This window comes from Bacteroides faecichinchillae JCM 17102, from assembly GCF_000614145.1.
Taxonomy (GTDB): Bacteria; Bacteroidota; Bacteroidia; order Bacteroidales; family Bacteroidaceae; genus Bacteroides; species Bacteroides faecichinchillae.
Genome location: NZ_BAKK01000035.1, coordinates 1 through 13,657 on the forward strand (window position 1 = coordinate 1; position 13,657 = coordinate 13,657).

A 13,657-nucleotide genomic window follows, 5' to 3' on the forward strand; every position below is an offset into this window, starting at 1 on the left:
AAGTAAATGTTTGTTTGCGTTGCGTGTAATATCCCGTCACAACGACATCGTCCAATGTCTGTACGTCTGCTTTCATTCGAACATTCATCACAGCACTGACAGGCAGTGACACAGTCTCCATTCCTACATAAGAAATTTGTACCATTGCATCACCGGGCACTTTGATAAGTTCAAAGTTTCCATCGATATTGGTTTGTGCTCCGATAGTTGTTCCTGCTACATGGACAGACGCTCCGATAACCGGCAAACCGTCTTCGACGGAAACAACTGTTCCCTTTACTTTTTCCACAGTTTTTGCCGGCTCTTTTCTTTGGGGAGTGATGTTCACAAATTGCCCGTCGATAAGAAATTTTAATGGTTTGTCGCCAATCATAAATTTCAATACCTGTTCGATGGTTTGATTCTTCACTTTTCCATCGACTGTGTATTGATTGACATCCTCATAAGCAAATAGTATCTTATATCCAGATACATTTTCGAGCCTCTTAAATGCAGAAGACAGATGCTCGTTCTTAAATTCCATCGTAATCCGCTTTTCTTTCACTTCCTGTGCTCCTACACTAAGCGAGCCCAACCAGGAAATAAAAAAGATAATGGCAAGTAACCGATCTTTTTTCATAACTGACTTTATTAAAATAGAATTTCATATTATCAGTTTATATACGGAGTAAAACTTCAAACGGTTACCTTTTCAAACGAATATTTTTCAGAAAGTGATATTTTTTTTTCAGAAGCGACCAAATTGTCATGCATTAGTCTACAACTAACGTATTGCCTTCCAACCGGATATCGGCTTTTTCCATTCTGTTAAGTAATGTAAGCGTATGTTCCAATCCCTGAAAACGTTCGGAAAGGAAATGTACTTTGCAGCCCATTGCCTCTGTGTTGCGAAACTCGACTCCTACATTGTACCAACGCCCTATACTTTTCAGTACATCGACCAACGGAAGATTATCGAAATAAAAATACCCATCTCGCCAATACATATAGGAATGCAAATCCACCTCTTCTACAGTCATGTTTCCATCTTCACGTATACATAAATCCTGCCCCGGTACAATAACCTTAGAACTACCGGAAGCGTCTACCTGTACACTTCCCTCGATTAATGTGACGTGAACATCCGAAGCGGAATAACTGCTAACGTTAAATTCTGTACCCAGTACACGAGTTTCCACCGTTCCTGTTTTCACAATAAAAGGGTGGTCTTTGTCTTTGGCTACTTTAAAATAGGCTTCTCCTTCAAGAGTCACTATCCGTTCTTTACGAACAAATTTTGTAGGATAAGCAAGACGACTACCCGCATTCAAAAAGACTTCTGTACCATCGGAGAGAACAATCTTGAACATTTGCCCTCTAGGAATACTCAGAGTATGGATTTAAGTATTTACTTCTTCCTGTTCCTCGTTTTTATCAAGGTAATTAATTTCTTTCGTATGGACAGTTGCCGTTTGAGCTACCGGAGTTTTTTCTATTTCTTTCAACGAATAGGTTTCGTGTTGTTGCCCGGCATCTTCTACATCCAAGATAACTTCTTGTGGAGAAAGATCTGCTTCCAGAACTATATTAGTCGAATCAGCTACTTCAACGACAGTAGCCGAAGACGCCTCTGGTTCTCTGTCTAATAAGAAGATACCACTAATAAATAAAGCCGCTACCGCACCGATTGCTATACTCCACTCTATCACACGACGCTTCAATATTTTGTATTGCCGTTTGCGGTGGAAATACTGCAATTCCTGATCAATATCCGGACAAGTAACCGCAGTTTCCTCTTCCAACAAGAAAGAGATATCATCTAATAGCTGACAATTTTGCAGAGATTCTCCCTGCAAAGTCTCAACGTCTTCCCTGGTCACCCTTTTAGGGTTCTCCATTACGTCTAATGCTTTCTTTTCCGACTCACTTATTTCCATACACCTATCCATACATTGTTTATTATACTACGGACACAACCTACAATCAGTTACCTTTCCGGCGATTCATTTTTAATTTCTTCACGTATCACCCGAAGTGCTTTAACAATATGTTTATGGACGGAGCTTACACTAATATTCAGTTCATCGGCTACTTCTTTGTAAGACTTACGACCATTATAGCATCTTTCCAACACATGTCTGGTCAAAGGAGTCAGCTTATCCATTGCCTTACGGATACGCATCATTCGTTCTTCCCACAACAAACGGTCTTCCGTATCCGTATCGTCCTGAGTCATCTTAAGAACAAATTCTGCATAATCTTCCTGGGCGTTCTGCAGGCGAATATAATCAATGCAACGCGAACGAACAATGGAATAAAGATAAGCTTTTACGGTAGCAGAGTCCATTTTTTCATAATTCCGCCAAACGTATTCAAATGCATCATGCACAATATCCCGGCTTGCTTCCGTATCTTGCAAATAATGGTTGGCAAAGAAAAACAGCCTTGCAAACCATTCTTTAAACATACGATCAAATTCCGTTTTATCCTCCATGAATCACTTATCTTTTTAACATATTGGGTCACAAAGTTAGTCTTTTTTTACTAAAGGACAATCGTATTATTCTCTATTCGCCAATCGATGTTCCGCCATCTGTTCGTATTTTGTTCCCGGACGACCATAGTTAGCGTACGGATAGATAGAGATTCCACCACGAGGAGTAAAAATTCCGGTTACTTCGATATATTTAGGTCCCATCAGGCGGATCAAATCTTTCATTATGATATTAACACAATCTTCATGAAAAGCACCATGATTACGGAAACTAAATAAATAAAGTTTCAAACTTTTGCTCTCTACCATTTTAATATCAGGGATATAAGAGATACGGATTTCCGCAAAATCCGGTTGTCCGGTGATAGGACAAAGACTGGTAAACTCCGGACAATTGAAACGTACCCAGTAATCGTTTTCAGGGTGTTTGTTATCAAACGCTTCCAACACTTCAGGAGCATAATCTTGCTTATACTCCGTTTTTCTTCCCAACAAGGAAAGTTGATCTTTCAATTCAGTCATTTCTTCACTTTAATTTTGATCCCTACACAAAGAAAAAACTCATTTTCCTCTATCACCTATCACCAAAGTTCTACAACCGTTTATTCATCGTACTTTGAGAGGTGATAGATGATATTTTAACCTATCACCCGATCTATCACCTATCACCGGAATTTATGCGGTACACGAACCATTAGTTTCGCACTAAATCCGAAAACAACCGTTACTTTCTTGCCTAACATACGCTCAAGCCAAGAGTTTCAAGCCTTGAAACAATGTGTTTCAACCATTGAAACTAAGTGTTTCAAGCGTTGGAACCTATAGTTTCACCTTATTGAAACTAAGTATTCACCTATTGAAACAGTTAGTTTCACGCCTTTGAAGCTAATTAGTATCTATAGATTCCGAACAATACATCAACAGAAAAACAGACATCATCCTAGTTTCGATGACAATAAAGTGACAAATAACAATAAAAAATGCGTTTTAACTCTCTATATAGAGAGATTATTGATTCTTACTCTTTAAAAACTTTTCCAATCCCTCCTGACGTAATTTACAAGCCGGACAATGTCCACAACCGTCTCCGGGGATACCATTATAACACGTCAATGTCTCCTTACGAATCACATCCAACACTCCCAATTGATCTGCTAAAGCCCATGTTTCCGCTTTATCAATCCACATCAACGGAGTATGAATCACGAATTGTTCATCCATCGCCAGATTCAGAGTAACATTAAGAGACTTGATAAACGCATCCCGGCAATCAGGATAACCGCTGAAATCTGTCTGGGAAACTCCGGTAACCAGGTGGTTTATTCCCCTTTCTCGAGCATAGACTGCTGCAATGCTCAGAAAGAACAGGTTACGTCCCGGCACAAATGTGTTCGGAACACTATCCGCAGGTTTTTCCTGATCCATTACCATAGTAGTATCTGTCAGAGAGTTATGTCCCAACTTTCCGATAAAGGATACATCCATCACATCGAATTCTACTTCTGCTTTCCGGGCTATTTCGCGTGCCAGCTCCACTTCTTTTTCGTGTTTCTGACCATATAGAAAGCTCAGTGCATATACTTTCTTGAAATTACGTTTTGCCCAAAACAGGCAAGTGGTTGAGTCCTGCCCTCCGCTGAACACAACTAATACACGATCTCTGTTCATGATGAGTACTAATGTTTTTATTATTTTATGGCGATGATATACTAATACTCATAAATAACCACAATGGCTAGTTATGCTAAATATCTTTGACTTTCAATACGTTGTAAGAGATATTGGTATCGTAAACGTCGCTGCCATCTATTTTCTTGATCAGTTTGACCACGCGAATCGTTACAGGAAGAATAATAACTTCATACATAGATTTCAGGACAATCTGAAGTCCCATCATCAGAAGCAATTCTTTCCAGGCAATAATACCTCCGAAAGCAACCGGAAAGAAGATTAGAGAATCAGCAGTTTCTCCTACAATAGTTGATAGAATAGCACGCACCGAGAAGTTACGTCCCTGACTAGCTACTTTCATTTTACTCATCACATACGCATTGAGGAATGAACCGACAAGGAAAGCAATCAAACTGGCAACAACAATACGTGGTGCCATACCGAATACAAAGTTGAAGTGTTCTTCTCCTTCCCAGAAAGGTGCAGCAGGCAGAGATACAGCTATCAGTCCGAGAGCCACCACAAAGAAATTCATGGCAAAGCCACTCCAGATGATAAGACGTGCCTTCTTGAATCCCCAGACTTCGGCAATACAATCATTAATAATATAAGAAATGGGAAAAACCAACAACCCGGCAGTAACCGTCAAGCCACCTACCTGAATCACTTTTGTTTCAAGAAGATTAGCTGCTATAAGACATACATTGAAGAGAATGCCAAGCAGCATAAAAGGTACAGATACTTTTTCTTTCATAATTCCTGTTTTTTACGTGGTGTTCTAGAATACACGACCGCTATTCACGGCATCATACATCTTTAAATTCGCTTCGGGCAGCAAAGATAAGAAATATTTCTCTTATTTTACTCCTTCTTAAAAGTATCTTTCTTCATCATATATTATGGTTAATGATTTACTGATTAACAAGCGGTTATAAAAAAAGTTATTCAGATCAAGTTCTTTTCTACTACAAGTAATAAGATACTAAACAGATTTATTTTACAAACTCTGTATCTCGGAAGAACGTTAAAAAAGCCTCCCCGTCATTGTTCATCAATCTGACAGGAAGGCTCATCACTTTGACCTTAAACTACATAATTATCATAGAGACACGTTATATCATGAAAAATCTTTCAATTCTTCTTTCAATCGTTTACGTATAAAGAAAAGACGACTCTTTACAGTTCCCATTGGCAACCCTAATTTCTCTGCAATTTCCCGATACTTAAAACCAGCAACAAACATTTGGAAAGGTATTTTCATATCCTCCGGAATAGAATGAATGACACGATACAATTGTTTCATGTCATAAGCCGATTCAAAACGGTCGGCATCCTCATCTTCTATCAGGTTTTGCTGATTGATGGAGTAATTATCATCGATAATATTCATCTCACGAGCTGCACGACGATAGTTGTTAACGAAAATATTCCGCATAATAGTGTACATCCACCCTTTCAAATTCTTTGCATGAATAAATTTCTCATGATTGTCTAACGCCTGCAACACACAGTCTTGTACCAAATCATTAGCAGAATCGCGGTTAGCCGTCAATTTGTATGCAAAACGATGCAAATCCGATTCCATCGCTAATATTCCTTGTGTAAAATCTCTTTTTTCCATCGTCGTATTCAATTTATCTAATTAGTACGGTACAAAGATCTGCTTTTTTAGAACGAATATAAATAGCAATTCTTCCAATAAGTTTGGCAATTTTTCCTTCACCCCTCTCAACCATTTCTTTCTTGAGTTGTTGTTTGGGCATTCACCTAAAACTTAACTGATAATGAAAACAAGCTTTAAGATGGTAGCGATGCTACTCGGGGTAAGCATTTTCCCCTTGTGCGCTCAAGCACAAAAAAAAGTAATTATAGAAGACCAGGAACCTAATTCCATCATGTTTGTCTCACGAGACAAGGCAGGAGATGAGATCATCCGGATCATGAACGACCGGCAACAGTTTCGTTTTCAGGACCCGAACGCTCCTCGTTTTCTATTGACCGATCAAAAAGGAAAATTTGCTCTGGGTATCGGTGGTTATGTACGTGCTACTGCTGAATATGACTTCGGCGGCATAGTAAACGACGTGGATTTCTATCCGGCATTGATTCCCCAAAAAGGTAATGGTAATTTTGCGAAGAATCAATTCCAGATGGATATCAGTACTTCCACCCTCTTCTTAAAGTTAGTTGGACATACCAAACGTCTCGGTGATTTTGTGATATATACCGCCGGAAACTTTCGTGGTGACGGAAAAACATTTGAATTGCAAAATGCTTATGCGCAATTCCTCGGATTCACCATCGGATATAATTATGGTACATTCATGGATCTTTCTGCCCTCCCGCCTACGATCGACTTTGCCGGTCCTAACGGTTCTGCCTTCTACCGTACAACCCAATTAAGCTATATGTACAGTAAACTAAAAAACTGGAAACTTGGTGTTGCTGTAGAAATGCCTTCTGTAGATGGTACTACCAACAATGACGTTTCCGTCAGTACGCAGCGAATGCCGGATTTTGCCGCTTCTGCACAGTACAACTGGAATAATAATGGTCACATCAAACTGGCAGCTATTGTTCGCAGTATGACTTATTCAAGCGCAGTGCATAATAAAGCTTTTTCCACTACCGGATTCGGTTTGCAAGCTTCCAGTACATTCAATATCACTAAAAAATGGCAAGTATACGGACAGTTTAATTATGGCAAAGGAATCGGCTCATATCTGAACGACCTTAGTAACTTGAATGTAGACATCGTTCCGGATCCGGAAAATGAAGGTAAAATGCAAGTTCTCCCGATGTTGGTTGGTATGCAGGTTTACAGTATAACATTACTCCGAATGTGTTTGTATCCGGAACATATAGTTTGTCCAGACTTTATTCCGAACATAATTATCCAAGCTCCAACCCGGAATCCTATCGTAAAGGACAATACCTCGTTGCTAATGCATTCTGGAATGTCAGCAGTAATTTGCAAGTAGGTGTAGAATACTTGAGAGGATGGCGCACTGACTTTAATACTTCCACCCGTCATGCGAATCGGTTGAATGCGTTGGTACAGTATTCTTTCTAATCCAACTTGAATTCGATTGGAGTACTTGGGAGCTATATCAAGCTTTCAACCCGAAAGTATTATATCAAATTTACATGATATTAAATATTAATGAAGCCGTCTCAAGACAATGTCCGAGACGGCTTCTTCCTATTATGAAAGGTGGGACTATGAAATCAAAATCTGTAATCTATACTTACACCAAATACCTTATTAGTACGGCTATATACATTCGTGCCACTCAACCCTATATTGTTATAATTCTTAGAGGTCTTCGTGTAATCGTCATAGTTAGTCCACATGTACCCCACGTTTAAAGCAGCTCTTTCACTCAACTTCAATTTTGCTCCAAAACCCAAAGTATAAGAGTCACAAGAGAAACTGGTATCGCTTTGAAAGTTATCGGACAATCCGTAATCAGTAATCTGACCACCACAACTCAACGTCAGGTATTTAGTAACATCCCATTCAATACCGGCAAGATACTCATTAGTTCCCTTGGTCAAGAATTTCTGCTTACCATCCGCCATACCTGCTTTCTTATCATCATAGAAGTGATATTCTACTGATGCACGCAATGTCGGAATGAACTCATAAGCCACTGCTACCGAAAGCATAGAAGGTATATCATTCGGAGTATTCACACCATGCCTAAAGGCAGCTAGTGCACCATCAGCAGCGGTATTCTGTTTCGTATTGTTCTCAATATTTAAATTCGTTTTAAACTCATACTTCGCGCCAATATTGAACTTACCAAACTTAGCATCAACACCGATAACCGGAGTTAATCCCCAACCCGTTTGGTCGCAGTCCAGTTCCAGAGGATCCATTAGTTGCGCACCACCTAAAGCCTCTTTCAAATTAGCTCGCAGAAAGCCTTTATAACCACCCGTAAAGTAGTTCATACGCCCACCACCAAATGCAGAAAGCCATTCATTGATTCTGTAGGTCAAGCCCAATTGCACAGAATAAATATATTGTTTGCCATCCATAGCACTGTTGATGTTGTACATATCAGGAGTCACAATCTTGCCTTCTTTCTTCAAAGCTGTTTGGAAGATACCTGCCATAGCCAACGATTCGAACATAGGCAGACCATCGTCAAACGAAGCTTTTCCTCCTCCGGCAGTAATCGCAAAGAAACCGGAGATTGTCCAATCACCTTTTTTATAAGCAGCAAACAAACTGGGAATAACCGGAGCAGCAGCTTTCCCTTTATAATACTTATTGAACGGTTGGTCGGAAACAATAGGATTCGTTCCATCATAACCGCTAAAAGTGAAAAAACTAGCATCAATATTTCTTGTTTGGAAAGCACTTTGAATACTCAAACCCATATGAAAACCATCATTCGGCAAGAATGCCAAACCGGCAGGATTAGACAAAGCAGCGTCTATTTCGGTAGTAGCACCACGAGATAACATACGAAGAAATGCAGCGTGTTGATTTGTATTTGTCAGGATCCCCCCGGCAAAAGTTGAAATTGAAACGATTAGCATCACAATGCTAACCAAAGAAATTTTTCTCATCTAAATCTTTTTTAAGTTATTTTGGGCGCAAAGGTACAACAATATTGCACATAGGAAATATATATGTGCACTTATTTTCATTTTATGGACTAATTTAATTGAAAACATAAACTGTTTCTCATGAAACGATTCATATTTACAAAAGACTTAAAGATGAACAAATCAGCTAACCCGGACGTTTATTATTTATAATAAAAACAGATCATTATGGCCTATACAATTGCTTTCTTTGGAACAAAACCCTACGATGAAGCTTCTTTCAACAATAAAAATAAAGAATTCGGATTTGAACTTCGGTATTATAAAGGACATCTGAATAAAAATAATGTACTCCTTACACAAGGAGTAGATGCCGTATGTATTTTTGTCAATGATGTCGCCGACGCTGAAGTTATACGCATTATGGCTGCTAACGGAGTAAAGTTAATTGCCCTGCGCTGTGCTGGATTCAATAATGTAGACCTGAATGCAGCAGCGATAAACAACATTACCGTTGTGCGCGTACCGGCCTATTCACCTTACGCTGTAGCTGAATATACCGTTGCCCTCATGTTATCATTAAACAGAAAGATACCACGTGCCACCTGGCGTACCAAAGACGGGAACTTTTCGCTTCACGGATTAATGGGATTCGATATGCATGGAAAGACAGCGGGTATCATCGGTACGGGTAAAATTGCCAAAATCCTGATTCATATTCTAAAAGGATTCGGTATGAATATATTAGCCTATGACCTTTATCCGGACCATAACTTTGCCCGAGAAGAACAGATCGTATATACTTCGTTGGATGAATTGTACCATAGCTCTGATATTATCTCTCTTCATTGCCCCCTTACCGAACAGACCAAATACCTTATCAACGACTATTCTATCAGTAAGATGAAAAATGGTGTAATGATTATCAATACCGGTCGTGGACAATTAATTCATACCAACGCCCTGATTGAAGGTTTAAAAAACAAGAAGATCGGCTCTGCCGGATTGGACGTATATGAAGAAGAAAGTGAATACTTCTATGAAGACCAATCCGACCGTATTATCGACGATGATGTACTGGCACGTCTACTTTCATTCAACAACGTGATTGTCACTTCCCACCAAGCTTTCTTTACTAAGGAGCAATGGAGAACATCGCCATGACAACATTACAAAATATTAAAGACTTCATCAATCATAAGCCTTTGCTAAATGAAGTGAAGAAGTAGAACTTTTCTAATTCTCCTATTGTTTAGAAAACATATAAACATTAAAAAAGGAGAGATATATGAAAAAAGTAATACATAAAGCAGAAACGAGAGGACATTCGAAATATGATTGGTTAGATAGTTATCATACCTTCAGCTTCGATGAATATTTCGATTCCGATCGCATCAATTTCGGTGCGCTTCGTGTATTGAATGATGACAAGGTAGCACCCGGAGAAGGATTTCAGACCCATCCTCATAAAAATATGGAAATTGTCTCCATCCCGCTAAAAGGACATTTACAACATGGAGACAGCAAGAAAAACAGCCGGATTATCACTGTTGGAGACATTCAAGTAATGAGTGCCGGAACAGGAATCTTTCATAGCGAAATGAACGCCAGCCCCGTAGAACCAGTAGAATTTCTACAGATATGGATTATGCCAAGAGAACGGAATACTCGCCCCGTTTATCAGGATTTCAGTATCCGGGATCTGGAACGGCCCAATGAATTGGCTGTTATCGTATCGCCTGACGGAAGTACTCCTGCTTCGTTATTGCAAGATACTTGGTTTTCTATCGGTAAAGTAGAAGCCGGAAAGAAACTTGGTTATCATATGCACCAAAGTCATGCCGGAGTCTACATTTTCCTCATTGAAGGAGAAATCATTGTAGACGGTGAAGTTTTGAAACGTCGTGACGGAATAGGAATTTATGATACTATAAGTTTCGAACTGGAAACTTTAAAAGATTCATATATCTTATTGATCGAAGTACCGATGTAGAATAATCATGTTAATCGTAACTATTCAATTATGAAAATAAATCTAGCTGGTATCCGGCAGGAATATACCAAAGGCGGGTTGAGGGAAAGCGAACTTCCCGACAACCCGCTTTTGCTTTTCGACCGTTGGTTGCAAGAAGCAATCGACGCTAAAGTAAACGAGCCGACAGCCGTAATTGTAAGTACAGTGTCGGCAGATGGAAAACCGTCTACTCGCACTGTATTGCTAAAAGGGCTGAGTGATGGAAAATTTATTTTTTATACGAATTATGACAGTCGAAAGGGAAAGCAGTTAGCACACAACCCCTTCATCTCCCTCTCTTTCGTTTGGCACGAACTCGAAAGGCAAGTACATATAGAAGGAAAGGCAACGAAAGTTTCTCCGAAAGAATCGGATGAGTATTTCCGCCAGCGACCTTACAAAAGCCGAATCGGAGCGCGGATATCTCCACAAAGCCAACCTATCGCGAACCGGATGCAATTGATGCGTAGATTCGTACAAGAAGCAGCCCGATGGTAGGTAGAGAAGCTGAAAGACCGGAGAATTGGGGAGGTTATGCCGTTACTCCAACGAGAATAGAATTCTGGCAAGGAAGACCTAATCGGTTACACGATCGTTTTCTGTATACTCTTGAGCCAAAAGGCAATTGGGAAATCAGTCGGCTTGCTCCCTGATTTCGTCGATTTTTTTTGGCTACTCCAATTAGAATACTTAATATTGCAACCTATAAATGAACAGTGTATGATACTGGATTATATTTATCATAGTGGTTTCGCCATCGAAGCCGAAGGCGTAACTGTGATTATAGACTACTACAAAGATTCATCGGAAACTGAACGAGACCGAGGAATTGTTCATGACTACCTGCTTAATAGACCGGGTAAATTGTATGTATTGTCCACTCATTTTCATCCCGACCATTTCAATCGTGAAATCCTAAGCTGGAAAGAACAGCGTCCTGATACCCACTATATTTTCTCTAAAGACATCCTAAAACATCATCGTGCGAAAATCGAAGATGCTATCTATATACAAAAAGGGGAAACATACGAAGACGATACGATTCGAATCGACGTTTTCGGCTCAACGGATGTAGGAAGTTCATTCCTGCTTCATTTGCAAGGGTGGAGCATTTTCCATGCCGGTGACCTGAACAATTGGCATTGGAGTGAAGAATCAACGGAAGAAGAGATACGAAAAGCTAATGGTGACTTCCTTGCAGAAGTTAAATATTTAAAAGAAAAAGCACCGAATATTGATCTGGTACTATTTCCTGTGGACCGTAGAATGGGAAAAAATTACATGAAAGGTGCAAAACAGTTCATTGAACAAATAAAAACTACTATATTTGTGCCCATGCACTTCAGTGAAGATTATGAAGGTGGTAACGCGTTCTATAATTTTGCTGAAGAAGCGGGGTGCCGTTTCATCAACATCACCCACCGGGGAGAAAGTTTTGAAATAACCAAATAAACACATAATAATTATGAAGAAGTTAGCAATTCTGTTTCTTACACTGTTTCTCGTAGGTTTGCCGATGGCAACGAGAGCCGAATCTTTAAAAGAAAAAAGAGATGATACCAGATATCTTGCGGGAGCTGTTCCGGAAGTAGATGGTAAAGTAGTATTCTCAAAAGAATTCCAGATTCCCGGAATGAGTCAAGCACAAATCTACGACACTATGAAAAAGTGGATAACAGAGCGTCTGAAAGAAAATAATAATCAGGAAAGTCGTGTGGTTTATGAAAACCAGGCAGAAGGAACCATCGCCGGAATAGGTGAAGAATGGTTAGTGTTCAGATCCGCTGCTCTGATGTTAGACCGCTCTTTGATGAACTATCAGATTACAGTTACTTGTATGCCTAATAGTTGTCGCGTTGAGCTGGAAAAGATTCGTTATAACTACCGCGATACGGAAAATTATAAGGCTGAAGAATGGATCACCGATAAGTATGCTCTTAAGAAAGACAAAAAGAAATTGGTACGCGCAATGGCAAAATGGCGTAGAAAAACTGTAGACTTCGCTGATGACTTGTTCTTTGACGTAGCCGTAGCCTTCGGAGCACCAGATACCCGTCCAAAAGCTCAGAAGAAAAAAGAGGAAGAAAATAAAGCTACTTCCATTGTTGCCGGAGCAGGTCCTGTGGTTATAGGGCAAGGTGGTAATCTTACCACAGCCGGAAAAGAATCTGCAGATATGCCGGGTTATATCGAAGTTGATCTGAAACAAATTCCAGCAGAATTATATGCTTTGATTGGGAATTGTAAGTTAGTGATTTCTATTGGTGATGAAGAATTTAATATGACGAACATGACAGCCAACGCCGGTGGTGCTTTAGGCAAACAGTCTGGTAAGGTAGTTGCTTACTGCTCATTATCCGCCGATCAACCTTATGAAGCAATGGATAAAGCAGGAAATTACACATTAAAACTTTATGCTCCGAACCAAACAGCTCCGACAGCTGTTATTGAATGCAAGAAGCTAAGTGTGCAAGAAGCCAAATCCGGGCAACCTCGCACTTATGTGGGAGAAATCACTAAAATCTTAATGAAGAAATAAATTGGATTAAAAAAAGAATGGAAATCAAAAGCAAATTCGATCATTTCAATATTAATGTAACAAACCTGAAAAGAAGTATTGCTTTCTATGAGAAAGCGCTTGGCTTAAAGGAACATCACCGGAAAGAGGCCCCCGACGGTTCGTTCATCCTGGTATATCTGACGGATAATGAAACCGGATTTCTACTGGAACTGACATGGCTGAAAGCTCATCCGGAACCTTACGAATTGGGAGAAAATGAAAGTCATTTATGCTTCCGCGTAGCCGGTGATTACGAAAAGATACGTCAATATCACAAGGAAATGAATTGCGTTTGCTTTGAAAACACTGTCATGGGACTCTATTTCATCAACGACCCAGACGATTATTGGATTGAAATTCTTCCTCAGAAATAATGAGA

At 39.7% G+C, this 13,657-nt stretch carries 13 protein-coding genes and 3 pseudogenes; 7 read left to right on the forward strand and 9 right to left on the reverse strand.

The window, feature by feature from the left end; all coding sequences use genetic code 11:
* From JCM17102_RS24255 to JCM17102_RS15590, 8 genes are all read right to left on the reverse strand, one after another.
* Window positions 1-619: DUF4974 domain-containing protein (locus JCM17102_RS24255; protein WP_033886948.1), on the reverse strand; the 619-nt coding region annotated here is incomplete at its 3' end.
* A 133-nt stretch (window positions 620-752) separates the two neighbouring features.
* Entirely contained in the window at window positions 753-1,379 is a 627-nt protein-coding gene (locus tag JCM17102_RS29130) for a FecR family protein (RefSeq protein WP_306302484.1), read from the reverse strand.
* Complete coding sequence (locus JCM17102_RS29135) at window positions 1,380-1,928, reverse strand: hypothetical protein (protein WP_139262198.1); 549 nt, start codon at window positions 1,926-1,928, stop codon at window positions 1,380-1,382. It lies immediately after the preceding gene.
* Window positions 1,929-1,966: 38 nt separating this feature from the next.
* Window positions 1,967-2,473 (reverse strand): RNA polymerase sigma-70 factor, encoded by a 507-nt coding sequence (locus JCM17102_RS15570; protein ID WP_025075838.1) that lies wholly within the window; start codon window positions 2,471-2,473, stop codon window positions 1,967-1,969.
* A gap of 66 nt (window positions 2,474-2,539) precedes the next feature.
* Complete coding sequence (queF, locus tag JCM17102_RS15575; protein ID WP_025075839.1) at window positions 2,540-2,995, reverse strand: preQ(1) synthase; 456 nt, start codon at window positions 2,993-2,995, stop codon at window positions 2,540-2,542.
* Between the two features lie 486 nt (window positions 2,996-3,481).
* Window positions 3,482-4,141, reverse strand: a complete 660-nt coding sequence (gene queC / locus JCM17102_RS15580; RefSeq protein ID WP_025075840.1) for a 7-cyano-7-deazaguanine synthase QueC — start codon at window positions 4,139-4,141, stop codon at window positions 3,482-3,484.
* A gap of 76 nt (window positions 4,142-4,217) precedes the next feature.
* Entirely contained in the window at window positions 4,218-4,898 is a 681-nt protein-coding gene (locus JCM17102_RS15585) for a queuosine precursor transporter (RefSeq protein ID WP_025075841.1), read from the reverse strand.
* 363 nt (window positions 4,899-5,261) lie between these two features.
* Window positions 5,262-5,765, reverse strand: coding sequence for an RNA polymerase sigma factor (locus JCM17102_RS15590; protein WP_025075842.1), 504 nt, complete (start codon window positions 5,763-5,765; stop codon window positions 5,262-5,264).
* Between the two features lie 163 nt (window positions 5,766-5,928).
* Here JCM17102_RS15590 and JCM17102_RS27950 point away from each other — a divergent pair.
* Window positions 5,929-7,217, forward strand: a pseudogene (locus tag JCM17102_RS27950) (DcaP family trimeric outer membrane transporter).
* A 155-nt stretch (window positions 7,218-7,372) separates the two neighbouring features.
* On the opposite strand, the gene JCM17102_RS15605 reads toward JCM17102_RS27950, so the two are convergent.
* Window positions 7,373-8,725: an OmpP1/FadL family transporter gene (locus JCM17102_RS15605; protein WP_025075843.1), complete on the reverse strand. Its 1,353-nt coding sequence runs from the start codon at window positions 8,723-8,725 to the stop codon at window positions 7,373-7,375.
* Between the two features lie 207 nt (window positions 8,726-8,932).
* On the opposite strand from JCM17102_RS15605, the pseudogene JCM17102_RS27955 reads away from it, so the two are divergent.
* From JCM17102_RS27955 to JCM17102_RS15635, 6 genes and pseudogenes are all read left to right on the forward strand, one after another.
* A pseudogene (locus tag JCM17102_RS27955) lies at window positions 8,933-9,933 on the forward strand (2-hydroxyacid dehydrogenase).
* 59 nt (window positions 9,934-9,992) lie between these two features.
* On the forward strand, window positions 9,993-10,697 hold the full coding sequence (locus JCM17102_RS15615; protein WP_025075844.1) for a pirin family protein: 705 nt from the start codon (window positions 9,993-9,995) through the stop codon (window positions 10,695-10,697).
* A 30-nt stretch (window positions 10,698-10,727) separates the two neighbouring features.
* Window positions 10,728-11,371: pseudogene (pdxH, locus tag JCM17102_RS27960) on the forward strand (pyridoxamine 5'-phosphate oxidase).
* A gap of 67 nt (window positions 11,372-11,438) precedes the next feature.
* A complete protein-coding gene (locus JCM17102_RS15625; protein WP_025075845.1) occupies window positions 11,439-12,170 on the forward strand; it encodes an MBL fold metallo-hydrolase in 732 nt (243 codons plus the stop codon).
* Between the two features lie 13 nt (window positions 12,171-12,183).
* A complete protein-coding gene (locus tag JCM17102_RS15630) occupies window positions 12,184-13,257 on the forward strand; it encodes a DUF4468 domain-containing protein (protein WP_025075846.1) in 1,074 nt (357 codons plus the stop codon).
* 17 nt (window positions 13,258-13,274) lie between these two features.
* On the forward strand, window positions 13,275-13,652 hold the full coding sequence (locus JCM17102_RS15635; RefSeq protein WP_025075847.1) for a VOC family protein: 378 nt from the start codon (window positions 13,275-13,277) through the stop codon (window positions 13,650-13,652).
* Window positions 13,653-13,657 lie beyond the last annotated feature (5 nt).